This is a genomic window from Pseudarthrobacter linnaei, assembly GCF_055412825.1.
Map to the genome: position 1 here is coordinate 106364 of NZ_JBVAYX010000004.1, position 20113 is coordinate 126476.

The 20113-nt window shown below is 68.1% G+C and carries 21 protein-coding genes, 2 tRNA genes and 1 pseudogene; 10 read left to right on the forward strand and 14 right to left on the reverse strand.

The features are described from left to right. Nucleotides 1–249: 249 nt before the first annotated feature. Both ACZYZ3_RS05665 and ACZYZ3_RS05670 read right to left on the reverse strand, forming a co-directional pair. Entirely contained in the window at nucleotides 250–765 is a 516-nt protein-coding gene (locus ACZYZ3_RS05665; protein WP_463962856.1) for a hypothetical protein, read from the reverse strand. Continuing rightward, a complete protein-coding gene (locus ACZYZ3_RS05670) occupies nucleotides 762–1742 on the reverse strand; it encodes a 1-phosphofructokinase family hexose kinase (RefSeq protein WP_463962857.1) in 981 nt (326 codons plus the stop codon). Before ACZYZ3_RS05670 ends, ACZYZ3_RS05665 begins: the two co-directional genes overlap by 4 nt. Nucleotides 1743–1878: 136 nt before the next feature. Here ACZYZ3_RS05670 and ppk2 point away from each other — a divergent pair, with 136 nt between their 5' ends. Both ppk2 and ACZYZ3_RS05680 read left to right on the forward strand, forming a co-directional pair. Beyond that, the gene (ppk2, locus tag ACZYZ3_RS05675) at nucleotides 1879–2775 is read left to right on the forward strand and encodes a polyphosphate kinase 2 (RefSeq protein WP_463962858.1); all 897 of its coding nucleotides are present in this window, start codon (nucleotides 1879–1881) and stop codon (nucleotides 2773–2775) included. 66 nt (nucleotides 2776–2841) lie between these two features. After that, on the forward strand, nucleotides 2842–3546 hold the full coding sequence (locus tag ACZYZ3_RS05680; protein WP_463962859.1) for an alpha/beta fold hydrolase: 705 nt from the start codon (nucleotides 2842–2844) through the stop codon (nucleotides 3544–3546). A 22-nt stretch (nucleotides 3547–3568) separates the two neighbouring features. On the opposite strand, the gene def is transcribed toward ACZYZ3_RS05680, so the two are convergent. From def to orn, 4 genes are all read right to left on the reverse strand, one after another. Further along, nucleotides 3569–4141 (reverse strand): peptide deformylase, encoded by a 573-nt coding sequence (gene def, locus ACZYZ3_RS05685; protein WP_463962860.1) that lies wholly within the window; start codon nucleotides 4139–4141, stop codon nucleotides 3569–3571. Between the two features lie 38 nt (nucleotides 4142–4179). After that, nucleotides 4180–5334 carry an acyl-CoA dehydrogenase family protein gene (locus ACZYZ3_RS05690; RefSeq protein WP_463962861.1) on the reverse strand — a complete coding sequence of 385 codons (1155 nt, stop codon included), beginning with the start codon at nucleotides 5332–5334 and terminating at the stop codon, nucleotides 4180–4182. A 106-nt stretch (nucleotides 5335–5440) separates the two neighbouring features. Next, nucleotides 5441–5513 (reverse strand) — tRNA-His (locus ACZYZ3_RS05695). Nucleotides 5514–5704: 191 nt separating this feature from the next. Beyond that, on the reverse strand, nucleotides 5705–6358 hold the full coding sequence (gene orn, locus ACZYZ3_RS05700; protein ID WP_463962862.1) for an oligoribonuclease: 654 nt from the start codon (nucleotides 6356–6358) through the stop codon (nucleotides 5705–5707). A 159-nt stretch (nucleotides 6359–6517) separates the two neighbouring features. Between orn and mptB the strand changes: the two genes are divergently transcribed. After that, the gene (gene mptB / locus ACZYZ3_RS05705) at nucleotides 6518–8074 is read left to right on the forward strand and encodes a polyprenol phosphomannose-dependent alpha 1,6 mannosyltransferase MptB (RefSeq protein ID WP_463962863.1); all 1557 of its coding nucleotides are present in this window, start codon (nucleotides 6518–6520) and stop codon (nucleotides 8072–8074) included. On the opposite strand, the gene ACZYZ3_RS05710 is transcribed toward mptB, so the two are convergent. Further along, on the reverse strand, nucleotides 8067–8747 hold the full coding sequence (locus tag ACZYZ3_RS05710) for a DNA alkylation repair protein (protein ID WP_463962864.1): 681 nt from the start codon (nucleotides 8745–8747) through the stop codon (nucleotides 8067–8069). The genes mptB and ACZYZ3_RS05710 overlap by 8 nt on opposite strands. A gap of 44 nt (nucleotides 8748–8791) precedes the next feature. On the opposite strand from ACZYZ3_RS05710, the gene map reads away from it, so the two are divergent. Beyond that, complete coding sequence (gene map / locus ACZYZ3_RS05715) at nucleotides 8792–9559, forward strand: type I methionyl aminopeptidase (protein WP_463962865.1); 768 nt, start codon at nucleotides 8792–8794, stop codon at nucleotides 9557–9559. Here the strand turns inward: map and ACZYZ3_RS05720 are convergent. Beyond that, nucleotides 9556–9735, reverse strand: a complete 180-nt coding sequence (locus tag ACZYZ3_RS05720) for a hypothetical protein (protein ID WP_463962866.1) — start codon at nucleotides 9733–9735, stop codon at nucleotides 9556–9558. The genes map and ACZYZ3_RS05720 overlap by 4 nt on opposite strands. 321 nt (nucleotides 9736–10056) lie before the next feature. After that, on the reverse strand, nucleotides 10057–10602 hold the full coding sequence (locus ACZYZ3_RS05725; RefSeq protein ID WP_463962867.1) for a LapA family protein: 546 nt from the start codon (nucleotides 10600–10602) through the stop codon (nucleotides 10057–10059). 215 nt (nucleotides 10603–10817) lie between these two features. On the opposite strand from ACZYZ3_RS05725, the pseudogene ACZYZ3_RS05730 reads away from it, so the two are divergent. After that, nucleotides 10818–11822 (forward strand): annotated as a pseudogene (locus ACZYZ3_RS05730) (magnesium and cobalt transport protein CorA); the annotation flags it as partial. Between the two features lie 98 nt (nucleotides 11823–11920). Here the strand turns inward: ACZYZ3_RS05730 and ACZYZ3_RS05735 are convergent. Beyond that, nucleotides 11921–11996, reverse strand: a tRNA-Arg gene (locus ACZYZ3_RS05735). A gap of 248 nt (nucleotides 11997–12244) precedes the next feature. Here ACZYZ3_RS05735 and ssb point away from each other — a divergent pair. Both ssb and ettA read left to right on the forward strand, forming a co-directional pair. Beyond that, the gene (gene ssb, locus ACZYZ3_RS05740) at nucleotides 12245–12826 is read left to right on the forward strand and encodes a single-stranded DNA-binding protein (protein WP_463962868.1); all 582 of its coding nucleotides are present in this window, start codon (nucleotides 12245–12247) and stop codon (nucleotides 12824–12826) included. A 111-nt stretch (nucleotides 12827–12937) separates the two neighbouring features. Then, entirely contained in the window at nucleotides 12938–14620 is a 1683-nt protein-coding gene (gene ettA / locus ACZYZ3_RS05745) for an energy-dependent translational throttle protein EttA (RefSeq protein WP_463962869.1), read from the forward strand. A gap of 125 nt (nucleotides 14621–14745) precedes the next feature. On the opposite strand, the gene ACZYZ3_RS05750 is transcribed toward ettA, so the two are convergent. Continuing rightward, entirely contained in the window at nucleotides 14746–15726 is a 981-nt protein-coding gene (locus tag ACZYZ3_RS05750) for an acyl-CoA thioesterase (RefSeq protein WP_463962870.1), read from the reverse strand. Nucleotides 15727–15789: 63 nt separating this feature from the next. Between ACZYZ3_RS05750 and ACZYZ3_RS05755 the strand changes: the two genes are divergently transcribed. Both ACZYZ3_RS05755 and ACZYZ3_RS05760 read left to right on the forward strand, forming a co-directional pair. Continuing rightward, on the forward strand, nucleotides 15790–16449 hold the full coding sequence (locus ACZYZ3_RS05755; protein ID WP_463962871.1) for a DUF8185 domain-containing protein: 660 nt from the start codon (nucleotides 15790–15792) through the stop codon (nucleotides 16447–16449). A 125-nt stretch (nucleotides 16450–16574) separates the two neighbouring features. Further along, the gene (locus ACZYZ3_RS05760) at nucleotides 16575–17195 is read left to right on the forward strand and encodes a Pr6Pr family membrane protein (protein WP_463962872.1); all 621 of its coding nucleotides are present in this window, start codon (nucleotides 16575–16577) and stop codon (nucleotides 17193–17195) included. Nucleotides 17196–17238: 43 nt separating this feature from the next. Here ACZYZ3_RS05760 and ACZYZ3_RS05765 read toward each other — a convergent pair whose 3' ends face one another. Together ACZYZ3_RS05765 and ACZYZ3_RS05770 are read right to left on the reverse strand one after the other, a co-directional pair. Further along, nucleotides 17239–17697 carry a globin gene (locus tag ACZYZ3_RS05765; RefSeq protein ID WP_463962873.1) on the reverse strand — a complete coding sequence of 153 codons (459 nt, stop codon included), beginning with the start codon at nucleotides 17695–17697 and terminating at the stop codon, nucleotides 17239–17241. Between the two features lie 4 nt (nucleotides 17698–17701). After that, nucleotides 17702–18361, reverse strand: a complete 660-nt coding sequence (locus ACZYZ3_RS05770) for a mechanosensitive ion channel family protein (protein WP_463962874.1) — start codon at nucleotides 18359–18361, stop codon at nucleotides 17702–17704. A gap of 135 nt (nucleotides 18362–18496) precedes the next feature. Here ACZYZ3_RS05770 and ACZYZ3_RS05775 point away from each other — a divergent pair, with 135 nt between their 5' ends. Continuing rightward, on the forward strand, nucleotides 18497–19489 hold the full coding sequence (locus tag ACZYZ3_RS05775; RefSeq protein ID WP_463962875.1) for an NAD-dependent epimerase/dehydratase family protein: 993 nt from the start codon (nucleotides 18497–18499) through the stop codon (nucleotides 19487–19489). A gap of 14 nt (nucleotides 19490–19503) precedes the next feature. Here the strand turns inward: ACZYZ3_RS05775 and ACZYZ3_RS05780 are convergent, their stop codons facing one another. After that, on the reverse strand, nucleotides 19504–19989 hold the full coding sequence (locus ACZYZ3_RS05780; protein ID WP_463962876.1) for an OsmC family protein: 486 nt from the start codon (nucleotides 19987–19989) through the stop codon (nucleotides 19504–19506). Nucleotides 19990–20113: the final 124 nt, after the last annotated feature.

The window sequence follows — 20113 nt, forward strand, 5'->3', positions numbered from 1 at the left end:
CCCGGAACCGGACCCGGTGCAACAGGCGGCACCGGCCGGCACCGGACGCAACCAGCACAAAGGCGGCGGTTACCGTGCCGTTCCGCTCCCGGTAGGCGAACACGATCGACCGGCCCGGATCGATCGAGTCCACCCGGAAACCGACGGGCGAACCGGCGGTCAGGCGGGCAGTGTCACCCTCCTTGAGGCGCCGGTCAGGGCGGATTTCGGTGGCGCTGGGCACGCCGCCGACAAGGGATCCGTGTCCGCTTAGATGACGAGTCTGACGGGGCCGGCGGTCTCCGGGCCGCCGCAGGCCTCGCTGCCGCCCACCCGGGTCCAGCCCGGTTCCACGTCGCGCCGGGCCAGGACGGTGCCGTCTGCGGAGTACGCCCTGACGGTCACCGTCTTCGGGGACCGCATCATGAGGCTGATCTGCCAGGTCCGGTCATCGACCCTCGCCGCCGTGAAGGGACTGTAGCCGGGCACGGACCGGGACGGCGCAGCGGTGACCGCCAGGGTGGTGTCCGGGGTTTCCGGGGCGGGCCCGGCGCCCGGAGTGACGGAGGCCTCGGGAGCACGTGCCGGGCCATCCGCGCGGACCGAGCAGACGCCTTCCGCGCAGAACTCCACCAGGCTGACCTTCTCCACGCTGCCATCCATGGTCACGGTGAGGGTATTGAACCAGGCAATGGCAGGGCAGACGTTTGGTACGGAGCCGGAACAGCCCGCGGTGGCCACCGCCAGCAGCAGCACGGCAGCCAGCCTGGCCGGTCCCGTCGTCACTCTCCGGTGCCCCCGTCCGGGGCCTGCGCGGTGAGTTGCGCCTCCAGCCGTTCGACGTCCTCACGGCGGCAGAGTTCCGTGGCCACGGTCGTCACCGTGGCGCTTCCGGCGGCGACGGCGGCCCGGAGCGCCTCCTTCAGGGTGCGGCCCTGCGCCAGGCGGAGCACGAAGGCGGCGAGGAAGCTGTCGCCGGCTCCGACGGTGCTGCTCACCTTCACCCGGGGCACGGCCATCCGCAGGGTCCCGGACTTCGAGGCGAGCACGGCGCCTTGGCCGCCCAGGGTGAGGGCGACATGTTCCGCCGAGCCGTCCGCGACCAGCGCCGCGGCCGCCGCGACCTGGCTTTCATCGCTCTCGAGCGTCGTTCCGAAGTGCAGCCCGAGCTCCCGTCGGCTGGGCTTGACCAGGAAGACGCCTTCGGCGAGGGCTTCGGCCAGGGCCGGCCCGGAGGCGTCCACAATGCAGCGCGCTTCCTGCTGCCGCGCCAGCCTGGCCACCCGGGCGTAGAAGTCCTCCGGGACGCCCGGCGGCAGGCTTCCGCTGGCCACGACATACCCGCCCGCGGGAATCGAATCCGCCACGAGCGCCAGGCACAAACGCCACTCGGGCTCACTCAATTCGGGGCCCTGCAGGACGAAGCGGAACTGCTTGCCCGTCGTCGTTTCATCGACCGTGAAGTCCTGGCGGGTGCTTCCCTGGATCGGCACGGCCAGGGTGGGGACACGTTCGGCTTCGATGAGCCGGCGGTACGCCTCTCCGGTGGGTCCTCCGGCGGTGTAGAGGGCCAGGGTCCGGCCGCCGAGGCGCTGGACCACCCGGGACACGTTCACGCCGCCGCCGCCCGGGTCGAGGCGGCTGGTGCCGCAACGCAGCTTGTGGCCGCTGATGACCTGCTCCGTGGTGGTGCTGACATCCAGGGCGGGGTTTACGGTGAGCGTGAGGATGGGCTGCATCGGCGTCAAGCGGGGGGCGTCCATGGCCCAAGCATAGGAGCATGAGGTTGCTGGTGTCCCCGGCGGGATGTCCCCTTGTGCCGCAGTCACCCGCTCGGCGAGAATGGGCGCGGCAGGACCGGCGACACGGAAGTACGCCGCAACGAATGGAACGGGAACCATGGCAGATGGCAAGGACGGCGCCGGCAAGTCCGGCTCCGGCAAGGATAAATCTGGCCGAAAGGGCGCCAAAGGGCGTGCCTCGAAGCGCCCGGGGCGGTTGCCCCTGAGCGTTTATGAGGCCGAACTCTTCCGGCTCCAGGCCGAGCTCGTCGCGCTGCAGGAATGGGTCCGCAGCACGGGGGCGCGGGTGCTGGTCATCTTTGAGGGACGCGACGCCGCCGGCAAGGGCAGCGCGATCAAACGGCTGACGGAGTACCTGAATCCGCGCGTCGCGCGCATCGTGGCACTGCCGGCCCCGACCGACCGGCAGCGGGGTGAATGGTATTTCCAGCGCTATGTGCAGCATCTGCCCGCCGCGGGAGAGATCGTCCTGATGGACCGCTCCTGGTACAACCGGGCCGGCGTCGAACATGTGATGGGATTCTGCACTCCGGCGGACCACAAGCGTTTTATGGCCCAGTGCCCGGTCTTTGAACGCCTCCTGGTCCAGGACGGCATCCTGATGTTCAAATACTGGTTTTCGATCAGCCACGCGGAACAGGAACGGCGCTTCAAGTCCCGGCTGGATGATCCGATGCGGCAGTGGAAACTCTCCCCGATGGACCGGGAAGCGATCCTCCGCTGGGAAGACTATTCCCGGGCCAAAGACGACATGTTCATGCAGACAGATACTGCCGAATCGCCCTGGTACGTGGTCGAGGCGGAGGACAAGCGCCGGGCCCGGATCAACATGATCGCCCATCTGCTCTCCAGCATTGACTACACCGAAGTCCGGACGGAGCAGGTGACGTTGCCGGAAAGGCCCAAGGCCGTCAACTACACGCGACCGCCGCGGGAGTTGTTCCGGTACGTTCCGGATCACGCCTCGATCCTGCTGAAAGGCGGCGAGGACTAGCCCGTCGGGCAGGAATTTTCCCCCCGGACCGTGCCGCCCGCGCTCCGGGACGGGTAGGGTACCGGCATGGACATCATCCTGGTTCCCGGATTCTGGTTGGACGCCTCGTCATGGGAGGAGGTGACGCCGCCGCTAGCCGCCGCCGGGCATCAGGTCCACCCGATGACCCTGCCCGGGCTGGAATCGGTCGACGCGCCGCGCGCCGGCATTGGCCTGCGCACCCACATCGAGGCCATCGTGGCGACAATTGACGCGTTTGATGCCCCGGTGGTCCTGGTCGGCCATTCGGGTGGGGGTGCCATTATTCACGGCGCCGTCGACGCCCGCCCGGACCGGGTCGTCCGGGCGATCTACGTTGACAGCGGTCCGCTCGGCGAGGGCGGCGTCATCAACGACGAGCTCCCGGAGGACGGCGACGACGTCCCGCTCCCGCCCTGGGAACTGTTCGAGGATGAAGACCTCGCCGACCTCACCGAGGAGCTGCGGGCCATGTTCCGCGCCCGCGCCGTCCCGCAGCCGAAGGGCGTGGCCCAGGACCGGCAGAGGCTGCACGACGAGGCCCGATTCGAGGTTCCGGCCACCGTCATCGCCTGCGAGTTCCCGTCCGCCATGCTGATCGAGATGATCGCGGCCGGGCACCCGTACGTGGCCGAGCTCGGGCGCGTCCGCGACGTCGACTACGTGGACCTTCCCACCGGGCACTGGCCCCAGTTCACCAGGCCGGCCGAACTGGGTGCGGCGATCCTGGCGGCCGTCGACCGGGAGAAGTAGCAAAAAAGAAGTAGGCGGGGCCCTAGTGCCCGAAGGGGTCCGGGTCCACGCCGGGCATCCACGTCAGCCCGGGCACGCCCCAGCCGCTCTTCCTGGCCTGTTTCGTAGCCTTGCGGGCATAGCGGTCAATCAGCCGGTTGACGTAGAGCTTGCCGTCCAGGTGGTCGTATTCGTGCTGGATCACCCGGGCAAACCAGCCCGTCGCCTCGAAATCGACCGGCTTGCCGTCCCCGTCGAAGCCCTGCACGCGGGCCCACTCCGCGCGCTTGAGCGGATACTGCCCGCCGGGGAAGGACAGGCAGCCTTCCTCTTCCTCGTCCGGATCCGGCAGCGCCCCGGAAATCTTGGAGAGGGTGAGCACCGGGTTGACGACGGCGCCGGAGGGCGGGGCACCGTCGTCGTTGTCGTATTTGTAGATGAACAGCCGTTTGCCCACCCCGACCTGGGGCGCGGCGAGACCGACGCCGTTGGCGGCGTCGTTGGTCTCGAACATGTCGGCGATCAGGGTCCGGAGCTCGTCGTCGAAGACTTCAACCTCGGCGGCCCGGCGGTGCAGCACGGGCTCGCCCCAGATCGTGATGGGCAGAACGGTCATGTCAGTAAAGTTCCTCTGGTGCTGTGGTGAACGGCGGGTCAGTCGGCGATGGTGCGGCCGACGACGTCGCGCATGATTTCGTTGGTGCCGCCGAAGATGGTCAGCAGCCGGGCCGCCAGGAAGGCCTGCGCCACGGGGTATTCCAGGATGTAGCCGTAGCCGCCGTGCAGCTGGAGGCAGCGGTCGGTGACGGACTTGGCGCGCTCGGACGCCCACAACTTGGCGCGGGCGGCGGAGGCGGCGTCGAGCTCTCCGGCGTTGAAGGCCCGGATAGCCTGGTCCACATAGGTTTCGGTGACCTCGACCTCGGTGAGGATGTCGGCGAGTTCGAAACGGCTGTTCTGGAAGTCAATGATCCGCTCCCCGAAGGCGTTGCGGTCCTTCGTGTAGCTGACGGTCTCCTCGTAGATGGCGCGGACGACGGCGGAGCTCGCCACAGCGATCGCGAGCCGGCCCTGCGGGAGCTGCTCCGCGGCGTACTGCAGGCCTTTGCCCTCCTCGCCGACGAGGTCCGCGTGCGGAACCCGGACGTCGTCGAAGAACAGTTCCGCGGTGTCCGAGGCCTTGAGGCCCATCTTGTCCAGCTGCTTGCCGGTGTTGTAGCCCTCGCCCTTGCCGACCATGAACATGGAGAAGGAGCTGTGGTTCCCGCGCCCGGTGCTGCCGTCGGTGCGGGCCAGGACCAGGGAGGCGTCGCCGGAGATGCCGTTGCCGATGAAGGTCTTCTGGCCGCTGATCAGCCAGTCGTCGCCGTCGCGCACCGCCTTGGTGCGGATGCCGCGGAGATCCGAACCCGCGCCGGGCTCGGTCCAGGCGACCGAGGTGACTGTCTCGCCCGAGACCATGCCGGGAAGCCATCGGCCCTTGAGGTCCTCGGAGCCGTAGGCCAGCAGGTGGGGGAGGACCATGTCATCGTGCAGGTGGAAGGCCAGGCCCACCGCGAGGTGGTTGCTCCTGGCGAATTCCTCGTCCAGCACGGCGCGGAAGCGGTAGTCGTTCATGCCCAGGCCGCCGAACTCCTCCGGAACGGCCAGGCCTAGCAGGCCCTGCTCGCCGGCCGACGTCCACAGGTCCCGGGACATCATGTGGTCCTGGTCCCACTGGGCGTAGTGCGGCGCCACGGCGCGCGTGTTGAACTCGGCAGCCATCTCACGGAACATCTCGTGGTCTTCTTCGAAAAGCGTGCGCTTCACTGTGGTTCCTTCCGTTCACGGTTCCATGGACAGACAACAAAGGCCGCACCGGATATCCGGTACGGCCTTCGTCTAAGGTCGGACAATTACTGCCGTCCTTCATGAGGGTGAGCGACGGGGGTTGAACCCGCGACCTCCTGGACCACAACCAGGCGCTCTGCCAACTGAGCTACGCCCACCATGTGCCCCGCCACGCCAACCGGTGAACCGGCTGGCTGAAAAGGCAACGACAAATAGCTTACCTGCTCTTCGGGGCTACTTTTGCCACTTTCCGGTTTTTTACCAAAATTTTCCGCAAACGTGGCGCAGATTACTCCGGCGGCCGGCCCCGGGGCCGGCCGCGGGGTGAGCTGAGAGGTCAGCGCAGGCGCTACAGCGCGGGCGTCCCGGAAGACGCCTCGGCGGCTGCCGGTTCCTCCGCCACGCCCATGACTTTCCTGGCGATCCGCTGCGCCGTGGCACTGTCCGGGCCCGGTGCGGGGACGAAAACGGCCTCCCGGTAGTACCGTAGCTCGTCGATGGAGTCCTGGATGTCGCCGAGGGCCCGGTGGCCGCCGAGCTTGGCGGGGGACTGGAAGTAGGCCCGCGCGTACCAGCGGCGGGACAGTTCTTTGATGGTGCTCACGTCGATGACCCGGTAGTGCAGGTGCTCCACGAGGTCCGGCATGTCACGGACCAGGAAGACACGGTCGGTCCCCACCGAGTTGCCGCCCAGCGGGGCCTTCTTGGGTTCCGGCACCCACTTCTGGATGTAGTCCAGGACGATGGTCTGGGCCTCCGCCATGGTCTTGCCGTGGGGGAGTTCCGCCAGCAGCCCGGAGCGGGTGTGCATGTCGCGGACGAAGTCGTTCATCTGCGCCAGCGCGGCGTCATCGGGCTTAATGACGACGTCGACCCCGTCGCCGAGGATATTGAGCTCCGAGTCCGTCACCAGCGCCGCGACCTCGATGAGGGCGTCGTTGATGCTGTCCAGGCCGGTCATTTCGCAGTCGATCCAGACGATGCGTTCATTAGATATAGGCACGCGCCCAGCCTACCGTTCCGTCGCCGCAGGGCGGCCCGATGTTAGGATTTCGGGTACACGGGCGTCGAAATTTTTTCCTCGTCGCGGCGTGCCCCGGGCCGGTTCCCACGGCTGGCAGAGCGCGCAGAAGAGCCCCACAACAGATTGGACGATCCTGAGATGACGGTGCCTGTGCCTGCGGCGGGGAAAACGGCTGCCGGCACGTCCCCGGCGGCAACCGCTGCTGAAGTGGACAATGCCCGTTCACCGCTGCTGGCGGGATTCGTAGGTTCCCTGCTGATGGCGATCGGTTCGCTCGGCGTGGGCTGGCTCGCGCCGGCTTCCGAGCTCCGCCGCATTCCGCTGTTCATCTGGATGCGTACCGAAGCCGTCGGCGTCGCGCTGTGCATCGTGCTGCTGGCCGTCGGCGGGATGCTGCTCGTCCGCGCCTGGCTCAGGCTCGGCCAGCGCGTGCAGGTCTGGGGAGCCGAGGCCCGCAAAGCCATCCTGCAGGCGGTCGTCCTGTGGGGGCTGCCCCTGATGTTCTCCGTGCCGCTGTTCAGCCGCGACGTGTATGCCTATATCGGGCAGGGACGCCTGATGGTGGAGGGCTTCAACCCTTACGAAAGCGGTATTTCCGCCCTGTCGAACTATTTCCAGCTCGGTGCCGACAAGATGTGGACCGAGGCGCCGGTGCCATACGGACAGCTCTTCCTCTGGATCGAGCAATTGGTCGTCTGGTCCACCAACGTGCACCCGGAAGCCAGCATCATGCTGTTCCGCCTCGCCGCGCTGGTGGGAATCGTGCTGTGCATCATCTACGTTCCCAAGCTCGCCGAACTGCACGGCGTCAACCCGCACCGCGCCCTGTGGCTGACCGCCGCCAACCCGCTCTTCCTCACCAACTTCATCGCCAGCGTCCACAACGACGCCCTCATGATCGGACTGGCCCTGGCCGGGCTCTACTACTGCGCCACCCGGCGGGTCATCCTCGGCCTGGTCCTGGTGACCCTGTCCATCTCGGTCAAACCCATCACCATCGTCTTCCTGCCCTTCATCGGCCTCCTCTGGGCAGGAAAGAACGCCAGCTGGCCGCGCAAGTTCGTTTTCTGGGGGCTCACCGCCGGAATCAGCCTGGCCCTGCTGTACGCCATGAGCCTGGTCAACGGCTTCGGATTCGGCTGGATCAACGGCCTCTCCGCCCCGGGCAGCATCTGGATCTGGTACGCCCCGGTCGGGCTGCTGGGCCTGGTGGTCGCTTCCATCTTCAACGCCTTCGGACTCGACGGCTGGGGGCTGGCGAAGTGGGTGTACGACGCCGGCAAGCTGCTGGCGCTGGGCATCATCGCGTGGCAGATCTTCCGCGGCGACTACGACCGCCTGATCCGCCGCCTCACGCTGGCGTTCGCCGCCGTCGTCGTCCTGGCTCCGATGATCCAGTCCTGGTACGTCGTCTGGCTCATTCCGCTCTTCGCCGTCACCGGCATCCGCGACGACTGGCAGGTCAAGGCACTGTACTTCATCGTGTCGTTCTTCATGGTGTACGCGATCTCGGACCAGCTGGAAGTCTTCCCCTACCTGCAGACAGCGGATCTCGGCCTGGCCCTGGCCCTGGCCCGCAACGCCGCCGCGATCATTGCCCTGCTCTTCGCCCTGTACCTGATCTTCCTCGACCCCAAGACCAAGCTGCTGTTCAGCAAGTCCGAGGAACCTGTCACCACCCGCCCGGTCATCTGAGGTTCCGGAGGGCTTCGCGGCGGGAGAGCGGGCTCAGTGCCTCACCGTGGCGCGCCGCGAAGTTCCGGACCCAGTCCGGATCCGTGGCGGAGAAGTCACGCAGGGCCCAGCCGATCGCCTTCCGGATGAAGAACTCGCGGTCGGCCAGATTGGGTTCGATCACGGCTGCCAGCAGGGCAGCGTCCGTCGCGGATTTGGCGCCGAGCTGTGCCGTGATGGCGGCCCTCCGGATCCAGAAATCGGGGTCCGTGCTCCAGCGGCGGAGCACGATGGACATGTCCTCCCGGTGGCTCTGCAGCAGCCCGCAGAGCCGGTGCGAGACTCCGTCCACCAGGTCCCACCAGGCGCCGCTGCGGATGATTTCCTCGTACAGCGCCAGCATGCCCATTTCCCCGGCGGCCAGCCTCAGGCCTGTGAGGTCGATGGCGGCGTAGCGTTCCTCCCGCCAGCCGGCGCCGCGCCAAAGCTCCAGTACGGTGGACTGCAATTCGGGGAGGGACGCGGGAGGCAGCCGTTTGGCGGTGTCCGTCACGATCCGCCGGACCTCAGGAACCCGGACGCCCAGCGAGGGCATCCCGGACTTCAGGTAGGCCTGCGCCCCCGCGGCCCGGGCAGGATCGGCGGCACCCCGCAGCCCCGACCGGATCGCGGACATGAGTTCAAGGTTGGCCATGGGGCAACTTTAGCCACGCTCCGGCTGGCCCTAGAGTTGAAGGCATGTCGATGATCAAGAGTCCCGCCGAGATTGCCCTGATGCGAGAAGCCGGCCGGGTGGTGGCCAACACGCTGGAACGCGTCCGGGAGGCTGCCGCCGTCGGCGTGTCCCTGAAGGAACTGGACGAACTGGCCGCGGCGACGATTGCCGACGCCGGGGCGACGCCGGCCTTCCTGGGCTACAAGCCGCGGTGGGCCTCGGTGCCATTTCCCGGGGTGATCTGCACGTCGGTCAATGATGCCGTCGTGCACGGCATCCCCAACGACTACCGGCTCCAGGACGGCGACCTGCTCAGCGTGGACTGCGGGGCGTTCCTCGAAGGCTGGTGCGGGGACGCAGCGATCAGCTTCATCGTGGGCGCCGCCGACCCCGTGGACCAGGCCCTGATCGACGCCACCGAGGCCGCCCTGGCCCGTGGCATCGAGGCGGCCCGGATCGGGAACAAGATGGGGGACCTGGGCTACGCGATCGGCGGGGCATCACGCCGCGCCGGCTACGGGCTGCTGGCCGACCACGGCGGCCACGGGATCGGCAAGACCATGCACGCCGAGCCCCACGTTCCCAACGACGGCCGGCCCGGCCGTGGCATCAAACTGACCGAGGGGCTGGTCATTGCGATTGAGCCGATGCTGATCCTGGGGGGCAAGGACGATTACTTCCACGACGACGACGAGTGGACCCTCCGCTCGGCCGACGGCCGCCGCGCTGCCCACAGCGAGCACACCGTGGCCATCACGAAGGACGGTCCGGTCATCCTCACCCTGCCCTAGGGGCCGGTGCCGGCGCGTCCTTCGGGGACGGTGGCGGCGCCGGCAGGGCGGACGACGGCACGGCCGAGCACCGCGTCGCTGACGACTTCGAACCCGGCAGCCAGGAACAGACCCAGGTACCGTGAAAGAGGTCGGCAGGGCCGGCCCCGGGCCGTTGCAAGGCGTCGACCGGACATCTTTCCACCAACGTCCCGCCGCGGAAGGCGAGCACTCCCGGAGCCGGGGCGCCGCCGTCGAACCTGGCCCGCAGTTGGACCTTCCGCTGCTCCGGGGTGGACGCCGACCATTCCGTTCCGGTGGGGGCGAAGAAACCGCACCAGCAGCGCGACGGCTCGCCGCGGACGCCGAAGAGGCGATCGATGTCGGGCCAGTCCGCTGCCGCGGTGGTCAAGGCTCCGTGCCCGCGGATCTCTGGATCACGCCTGGAGGGAGGTCAGCTCCTGCCGATGTCAGCTCGCGCCGATGTCAGCTCGTGCCGATGTCAGCTCGTGCCGATGTCAGCGCTTTCGCGTCCCTGAGCCGGTCTGGCGGCCGACGCGCTGACGATGCGCGGCGAGCCGCAGCTGAATGATGCGGGCGGCACCGGCGATGGCCACGAGCACCCCGCCGCCGACGGCCGCGATGAACAGGGCAATGCCCAGCGGAACGGACCCTTGGAGGCCAAAGAACCTCACCTGCACGTAGTCCTGGTTCTGCAGGATGAAGGCGATGAGCAGGATCAGTACCACCAGCGCGCAGGCCACCGCGGCCCAGACCATACCGGCGCGGGTCACCTGGCGCGGTTCGGGGGCAGGGGCCGGAGTTTCGGGCGTCCCCGCGCGGGCAGGTTCCTCGGTCGGCGCCGGCGCCGCGGACGCCGGGGTCCCGGGAACAAGTTCGGTGCTGCCCGCCGGGACGTCGGTGATCGAGCCCGCCTCGGCGGACCGGGACGGGACGTCAGCCACTCCGGGGTACTCGTCAGCCGCCCCGGGGGACGGGGTGGGCGGCGCACCGGTGGGGCTGTTGGAATCGCGGGGGTCAAATCCGCGGGGTGTCTGGGTCATGGCGGCCATACCTTTCAGTTGCGGGCAGAACGCACAGGCTGCCCCTGGTGTCCTGCCTGTCCTCTCCATCCTAAGAGTGCTGGTGGCCGACGGGTGGATATGCGCGGCGGGCGCGGTGCGGCAATTTGTGGGGCGGCAGGTACGGGCTGTTGGCACGGGGCGGACGACGGCATGGCGTCGCAGCCAGGGGACGCCTGGTGGAGGAGGCCGGGGCCGTGAGCATTTTCGACAACGCGGTGTACGTGGACGGTTACCGGACCGCGGACCCGGCGAGCCTGGACGAGACGTACTCATCCTGCGGCAGCGCCAGGGCATGGCGTGGATCCGGCTCTACCAGCCCGATGCGGCAGAGCTACTGTCTGCGGCCGAGGAGTTCGATCTCAACCACCTGGCCGTGGACGACGCGCTCGCCGGCCAGCGGCGGGCGACGCTGGAACATTACGGCGAAACGCTCTTCCTGGTGCTGCGCCCGGCCCGCCATCTTGACGACCTGGAGAAAGCGGAGTTCGGCGAAATCCATGTCTTCCGCGGGACGGATTTTGTGGTCACGGTCCGCCGGGCCGGGTCACCGGACCTCGCCCGGGTCCGCCGCCGGATGGAATCCCAGCCTGAGTTCCTGGCGCTCGGTCCGTACGCCGTGCTCTACGCGATCCTGGACCAGGTCGTGGACGAGTACGAGCCGGTCGCGTCCGGCCTGGAAAACGACGTCGACGAAACCGAGGACGAGCTGTTCGCTGCCGGCCCGGGCGTGTCCCGCCGGATCTACGGACTTTCCCGCCAGGTCATCATGTTCCAGCCGGGCGACGGCACCCCTGACCATGATCCTGCAGTCCCTGATGGCCGAAGCGCCGGACCACCAGCCCCGCCCCGAGTTGCAGGACCACTATCGGGATGTTTTGGACCATGTGCTGCGGCTCAGCGAGCGGGTCGCGGCCTTCCGCGCCCTGCTGCACAACGCGCTCGCCGTCCACGCGGCGCTCGTGGCCCGGCGGAAGAACGATGAAAAGCGGCTGCTGACGGAGTCGAGCTACGCCCAGAACGAGCAGGTCAAAAGGATCTCCGTATGGGCGGCCATTCTGTTCGCACCGACGCTGATCGGCACCATCTATGGACTGAATTTCCGCAGCATGCCTGAACTGGACTGGGTCTTTGGCTACCCGATGGCGCTGGGCCTGATGATCGGCATGGGCGGCCTGCTCCATTGGACGTTCACGCGCAACAATGGATCTGGTCTGTCGCTGCGTGCGTGCGTGTGCACGGGCCGGGCGGGAGCGCGGCCCTGGCCTGCGGAAAGTTCCGGCAGGCCAGAACTGCGCTCTGGTGCCCCAGGAGGGAATCGAACCCCCGACCGGCGGATTAGAAGGCCGCTGCTCTATCCCCTGAGCTACTGGGGCGTGCCGGCGTACTCGCCCGGCTGCTGCCGGGGGACGCCTCAAAAAGCTTACCGCGCCCCGCGGCTGTCCGCTGTCAGGGACACCCGGCGGCTCCGCCACGCGCTGGCCCGCACAGCGACCTGCCCTCCCGCTGCCGCCCCGGCGGCCGGGTTATCCACATGGCGCATCTGGCCCCTCGCGGAGGGTCGTCACGGGCGCGAAGCTGAAAGAGCCTGCTAGGGCGCGACATTTCAAGAGAGGACATGAGCATGAGTGACAACATCACGGTCCGTGGCTTCGTTGCCACGGAGCCCAAGAGCTCGACGACGCCCGGCGGTGTGGCGACGGCGAACTTCCGGCTGGGTTCCACCGAACGGCGCTACGACCGCGCGGCGAACGCCTGGATTGACGGGAACACCAACTGGTTCACGGTCCAGGGGTACCGGCAGTTGGCCGGAAACATCGGTTGCAGCGTCAAGAAGGGCCAGAAGGTCATCGTCGTCGGACGGCTCAAATTGAGGAGCTGGGAACATGACGGCCGGGTCTATCACTCGGCTGAAATCGACGCCGACTCTGTCGGCCACGACCTCATGTGGGGTTCCGCCAACTTCATCCGCACGGCCGCCAGTGGTCCGCAGGCCGCTGCGGGCCCGTCGGGCCAGACGGCGCTCCCGCCGGACGGCAACCGTGAGGGGATCGAGGAGGGCGACCAGGACTACGACGAGAACAACGACGAGAACAACGACGACGTCGGTGTGCCCGCCGCCCACGGTGTGTTCGTCGACGACATCAGCGGCGAAGAGGAGGAACTCGATGAGGAAACCGGCGAACTGAAAGGGGCGGCGGCCTGAACGGGCAGCGCCGGCGTCACGCCCCGTGGGGCCGGCTCCGGGCCGCGGCAGGTGGTGGATGCCGCCGGCCTGAATGTGAGTTATCCCGGCAGAACCACTAGATTTGTAGGCATGGCGGAATTTATTTACACAATGACCAAGGCCCGTAAGGCCGTTGGCGAAAAACTTATCCTCGATGACGTAAGCATGTCCTTCTTCCCGGGGGCCAAGATTGGCGTCGTCGGCCCGAATGGTGCAGGCAAGTCCACCATTCTCAAGATCATGGCCGGACTGGACACTCCCTCAAACGGTGAGGCCCGGCTCAGTCCCGGCTACACAGTCGGCATCCTGCTGCAGGAACCGCCGCTGAACGAGGACAAGACCGTCCTGGGCAACGTCCAGGAAGGTGTCGGCGAGATCATCGGCAAGATCCAGCGCTTCAACGCGATCTCCGAAGAGATGGCCAGCCCCGACGCTGACTACGATGTCCTCCTTGAGGAAATGGGTCAGCTGCAGGAGGCGATCGACGCCGCCGACGCCTGGGATCTCGACTCCCAGCTCGAGCAGGCCATGGACGCCCTCCGCTGCCCGCCGCCGGAAGCGGACGTCACCCTGCTCTCCGGTGGTGAGCGCCGCCGCGTCGCCCTCTGCAAGCTCCTGCTCCAGAAGCCGGACCTGCTGCTCCTTGACGAGCCCACCAACCACCTGGATGCCGAGAGCGTGCTCTGGCTTGAGCAGCACCTCTCCAGCTACCCCGGCGCCGTCCTCGCCGTCACCCACGACCGGTACTTCCTCGACCACGTGGCCGAGTGGATCGCCGAAGTGGACCGCGGCCACCTGTACCCGTACGAGGGCAACTACTCCACGTACCTCGAGAAGAAGCGCGCCCGCCTGGAAGTCCAGGGCAAGAAGGACGCCAAGCAGGCCAAGCGCCTCACCGAGGAACTCGAGTGGGTCCGTTCCAACGCCAAGGGCCGCCAGACCAAGTCCAAGGCCCGCCTGGCCCGCTACGAGGAAATGGCTGCCGAAGCCGACCGCACCCGGAAGCTGGACTTCGAAGAGATCCAGATCCCGCCGGGTCCGCGCCTGGGCGGCCTCGTCCTGGAAGCGAAGAACCTGCAGAAGGGCTTCGAGGACCGCACCCTGATTGACGGGCTGTCCTTCACCCTGCCGCGCAACGGCATCGTCGGTGTCATCGGCCCCAACGGCGTCGGCAAGACCACGTTGTTCAAGACCATCGTCGGGCTCGAGCCGCTCGACGGCGGCGAGCTGAAGATCGGTGACTCCGTCAAGATCTCCTACGCCGACCAGAGCCGCGGCGGCATCGACCCGAACAAGACCCTCTGGGAAGTTGTCTCGGACGGACTCGATTACATCCAGGTCGGCCACGTCGAAATGCCGTCGCGCGCCTACGTAGCCGCTTTCGGCTTCAAGGGCCCGGACCAGCAAAAGAAGGCCGGGGTGCTCTCCGGTGGTGAGCGCAACCGCCTGAACCTCGCGCTGACCCTCAAACAGGGCGGAAACCTGCTGCTTCTCGATGAGCCCACTAACGACCTTGACGTCGAAACGCTTAGCAGCCTCGAAAACGCCCTGCTCGAATTCCCGGGCTGCGCCGTTGTGGTCTCGCACGACCGCTGGTTCCTGGACCGGGTGGCCACCCACATCCTCGCCTACGAAGGCGACGAGGAAAACCCCTCGAAGTGGTACTGGTTCGAGGGCAACTTCGAATCCTACGAGGAGAACAAGATCGAGCGCCTGGGCGCGGATGCGGCCAAGCCGCACCGCGTGACCCACCGCCGCCTCACCCGCGACTAAGCCCGCAAGGCACAAAGCGCGGAACAGAAAAGGCCGGCTCCCCACGGGGGGAGCCGGCCTTTCGTTTGTCGTCGGCGGGAAGGATCCGGGGCGCAGTGGATCCCGCGTGCAGGATCCATGGCGGATCAGCCGCGTTCTGCCCTGCGCATCTGGTGCTGCAGGACCTTGGACTGGACGGCGCCCTTCACCTTGTTCTTGAGGTCCGTAGGAACCCGGATCATGCCTTCCTGCGCCACGGTGGCCACATGCAGTCCGTCGCGGCTGAAGATCTTGCCGGTCGCCAGCCCGCGGGCGCCCTGGGCACTGGGGGATTCCTGCACGTAGAGCAGCCACTCGTCCACCCGGACCGGCCGGTGCCACCACATGGCGTGATCCAGGCTCGCCACCGACATGCCCGGGGTAATCCAGCTCATCCCGTGCTTGCGGAGGATGGACTCCAGAATGGTGTAGTCGCTCGCGTAGGCCAGAGCGGCACGGTGCAGTTCCGGATCGTCCGGGATTGGCCCGAACGTCTTCATCCAGACGGCATTGCGCGGTTCCTTGTCGCCCTTCGCCGAGACGTACAGGGCCGGATCGACGTGCCGGATGTCGAAGGGCCGCTCGTAGGCCCAGTGGCGTGCCACGGGGTGGTCATACTTGCCCAGCAGGTCCGCCGTGCTGGGCAGTGACTCCGGCCCGGGAATGCCGGCCGGCATCTCGGACTGGTGCTCGATTCCCTCGTCCTCGTCCTGGAACGACGCGATCATGGACAGGATGGGCATGCCCTCCTGGTACGCGTGGACCCGCCGCGCCGAAAAAGAACGGCCGTCCCGCAGCCGCTGGACGCCGAAGGTGATCGGCTTGTTGGCGTCCCCCGGGCGCAGGAAGTATCCGTGCATCGAATGCACACCCCGCCCCTCTGGAACCGTCCGGCTCCCGGCGATCAGCGACTGGGCAAGCACCTGGCCTCCGAAGACGCGGTGCCGGGGCTGCTGCTGCGAGGGACCCATAAAGATGTCCTCGTCCGTCCGGGCACCCTCCAGCTCGCCGAGGTTCAGCAGTTGGAGGAGCGAGGAGGTGGGGTCCTGTGCCGGCGGTCCCTGCAATCCGGCTTCGTCTTCAGTCATGGTTCGACTCTAGACGGCCCTCTGGCGCCGCCCCAAAGAGGCACAGCCGGTAGAGTCGATATTGTGTCTGACCTCCTCACCCAGCCCCTGCAGTTCACCGATCCCCGCGACCTCGCCGATCTGCGCACCTTCGCCACCCGTGCCAGGTCCATCGACGACGGCGCCATCCGCCTTCAGGCGTCCGGCGCGGTGCTCGCCGCTTACGTGTGCGTGCTGCGGCCGCGGCTGCTGGGGGAATCGACACCGACGATCCTCGGGCTGCGGACCATGGCCCTGGCGCAGCCGGCGGACACTGATGTCACCGTCCCGATCTCGGCGGTGCTGGACCGGCTGGCACGCGCGGGGGAGAACGACGTCGAGCTGCCCCTGCCCCCGGTAACCGTCACCGAATCCTGGGCTGGCGTTGGTGCGCCCCGCACCGGGTGGGAGTCCGTCGCCGCGCTGCCGGACGCCGGGCTGCGCAAGTCCGCCGAAGCGGGCATCACCGAGATCGCCGCCATCATCCCGGACAAACCCGGCGCGCTGATCGTCAACAACGCCCGCGCCATGGTCTGGGGCCGGGACCTGCCGGGCGCCGCCGGGCTTCCGCTGGGCGCCGCGTTCGCGGCCCTCACCCTCGGCTTCCTCGCCGACGGCGAACAGCAGCTCTTCCGGGCCGGACTCTGGTTCCGGCTCAGCGGGGCCCGCGGGCACGTCCTGGCCCGCACCGGTTCGGGACTTTAGGTCCTTCGACAGCGGCGGCCGGCCTGATTGACTGGGCGCACGAGCGGCGTATCGATGCTGGATCCCCCGGTCGAGCGACACCTCGGCTTCATGATGCGCTGCATCCGGACCGCAACTGGATCCGCATGCTCCGGTTCGCGGTCGGCGCCTTCGTGCTCGTCGCCCTGGCCCAAAAGACGTACGACGCGACGCTTCCGGGCAGCGACGTGGACATCTTCCAGCTCTATTCGGAATTCACTGTCCAGTCCAACCTCGTCCTCGGGGCTGTGCTCATCGCGTCCGCCGCCCAGCCCCGGACCCGGCTGCCGGAGCGGTGGGACCACCTGTTCGGCGCGCTGGTCTTCTATCTGGTGATGACCGGCATCATTTACGCGGCGCTCGTGGCGCCGCCGGACGAGCCGTGGTGGAGCTGGGACATGTACTGGCCCCAGCTCGCGCACCACCGGCTGGCTCCGCTGTTCGTCACGCTCGACTGGTTGCTCGTGACCCGGACCGTCCGCGGAAACTGGTGGCGGCCGGTTCTCTGGCTCAGCTACCCCGCCGCCTTCCTCGTCTTCTCCTGGGTGCGCGGTGCGATTGACGGCTGGTATGTCTACGACTTCCTCGATCCGACGCTCGACGGCGGCTGGCCGGCCGCGCTGGCGACGACCGCGCAGGTGCTGGCCGGGTTCCTTGTGATCGCCTTCCTCGTGCATGCCGCCGGGAACGGGCGCTCCGCACTGGCCGCGGGGCAAAGGCGGCGCTGATCACCTGTCCACGAGGGACGCGCCGTTCTGTTCGGGACCGGCCTCAGGCTCCGGAGGGGCTGTTCACCATGGAAAGAGCCGCCCGCTCCATGTAGTCCCAGAGAGTCCCCTCGTGCAGCGGGGGCAGCTCCAGGGCGTCCACCGCGGTGCGCATGTGGAACAGCCACCGTTCCTTGGCCTCCGGGGTGACCCGGAAGGGCACGTGGCGCATCCTCAGCCGCGGGTGGCCGCGCTCCTCGCCGTACGTCGTCGGACCGCCCCAGTACTGCTCAAGGAACATCAGGAAGCGCCGCTTGGCGGGGCCGAGGTCCTCCTCCGGGTACATCGGCCGCAGCAACGGGTCAGTCGCCACGCCGTCGTAGAAGACATCGACGAGCTTCACGAAGGTCTCGTGGCCGCCCACGGCGTCGTAGAAGTTGTCCGTGTAGCCGGGCTGGGTGAACGGGTCGTTCTGCAGCAGCTGCTGGGGTTGGCGGGGTTCGCCGGCGCTGGGAATCGTCATGGTTCTATTCTCCGGCCTTCTGCTGGGGTGCGCTGTCGGCCTCGTCCCCCGCCGCCGTGACGGGCGGATTGTAGGTGCCCTGGGAACGGTTCCCCACCCGCAGGATTTCACCGTTGCGCAGGTACCAGATGGCGCCGTCCTCCGCCCGGACCCGGGTAATCCGCAGGTTCATGGCCTCGACCGTGCCCACCACTTCGGAGGTCTCGATGATGTCGCCGATCCCGTACTGGTCCTCCATGGTGATGAAGATGCCGGCCAGGAAGTCGCGGATCAGCTGCTGGGCGCCGAAGCCGATGGCGATTCCGAGGATTCCGACGCTGGTCAGGATCGGCGCAATGTTCACGTTCAGGTTGTTGAGCACGTACATGGCGGTGAGGAGGGCCACGGTCACGCTGACCACGCTGGTGAGCAGCGCACCGATGGTGTGGGCCCGCTGGACCCGGCGCTCGTGGTCCAGGGCGCGGAAGGCGGGGGCCACCCAGCGGAAGCCCGGTTTCTTGAACATGGTGCTGCCCGCGGCGACGCGCTTGGTGATTCCGGCGATCACGAAGGACGCCACCAGCCACACGGCGACGCCGACCCCCAGACTGATGAGGACCCCCGGCACGTTGATGGCTGACATGTCCGGAGGGGTGATGGGGTCGGTCGTGGTCATGCGGTACATCGTCGGGGGTACTCCTTGTGCTGCGTTTCTGCTGCCGGCCGGTATCGCCGGGCTGGACGTCATGGGAGGCGGCCGGCGTTCGCCGGGCGCATAACGCTCTGGTCTCATTCAACATTAGCGCCGTAGCGTGGCCCCATGCGCATCCTGGTTCTCGGAGGCACGGCCTTCCTGTCTGCTGAGATGGCCCGGCAGGCCCTGGCCGCGGGCCACGATGTCACCTGCCTGGCGCGCGGGACCGTTTCCGCGCCCCCGGACGGCGCCACCTGGCTGCGGGCGGACCGCTCGGAGGGCGCCGCCGCGTATGCGGCCGCCCGCGGGGCGGCCGAATCCGACGGGGCCTGGGACGCCGTCGTCGACGTATCGCGGGACCCCGGCCAGGCGCGGGAGGGACTCGAGGCGCTGGCCGGCGCCGCCCGGCACTGGACCTTTATCTCCAGCTGCTCCGTCTACACAGACCACTCCGTGGCCGGGGCGGACGAAGCCGCCGGCGTCCTGGCGCCGCTCCCGCCCGGGACGGACCTCAGCGCCGGGAACTACGGCGAAGCCAAGGCAGCCATCGAGTACTGGACCACGGAACTCGCCGGGGACCGGGCCCATATCTGCCGGGCCGGGCTGATCGGGGGCCCGGGTGACGGCTCGGACCGCTACGGGTACTGGCCCGCCCGCTTCGCCCGGGACGCGGATCCCGTCCTGGTCCCGGACATCCCCACGGACGCCATCCAGATCATCGACGTCCGCGACCTCGCGGCCTGGATCCTCACAGCCGCCGGGAACGGGACGACGGGGGCGCTGAACGCTGTGGGGGAGCCGGTGCCGTTCGCCGAATATATCGAGGCGGCGCGTCAGCTCACCGGCGCTTCCGCCGAGGTGGTCGCCGCTCCGGAGGACTGGCTGGTGTCCCGCGGGGCGAACTACTGGGCCGGTCCCGACTCGCTGCCGTTGTGGCTGCCGCCGGGCCATGAGGGCTTCGCGACCCGCAGCAGTGCCGCGGCCCGGGACGCCGGCTTGCTCACCCGGCCCTGGACGGACACGCTGCGGGACACCCTGGCGGACGAACGCCGCCGGGGGCTCGGCCGCGAACGCAGGGCCGGGATGAGCCCGGAGACCGAACGCCGGATCCTGGCCTAGTACCGGGCACTGCGTTAGGGGCCCTGGCCTCCGGGCACCGTGCTTGGTTCGTGCAGCACGGGGAAGTTGACGCTCCGGGCGATGAAGCAGACCCGGTTCGCCCCGGCGTGGAGTTCCTCCAGGAGCTCCTCCGCCACCGGCGCCGCCAGCGTGACCCGGGGCTTCAGCGTGACCGATTCAAACTGTCCGCTGCCGTCACGGTTGGTCCGCATCAGCCCCTCGGCCCGGTCCTCATACCCCGTGACCACCACGCCGTGCTTCACCGCCACATGCAGGAAGGACAGCATGTGGCACTGGGACAGGGCGGCCAGCAGCAGCTGTTCCGGGTTGTAGCGGGTGCGGTCGCCGTGGAACGTCGGATCCGCGGAACCGTGCAGGACCGGCAGCCCGGGAATCTCGATGTCGTGGTCGCGTGAATAGCCGCGGTAGGACGCCGTCCCCTCGCCCAGGTTCCCGGTCCAGCGGACTGTCAGCGCATAGCGGTGCTCGTCGAGGCTCATGGCTTCAGCCTAGGACACGTCCCCGCCCCACTGACTCGTAGCAAAGGCCGCTCTGGGCGTCCAAAACGGCCTTTTGCTGCGCGCTGCACGGGCTGTGGGCCCGGTGGGCGGGGCCCCGGGACCG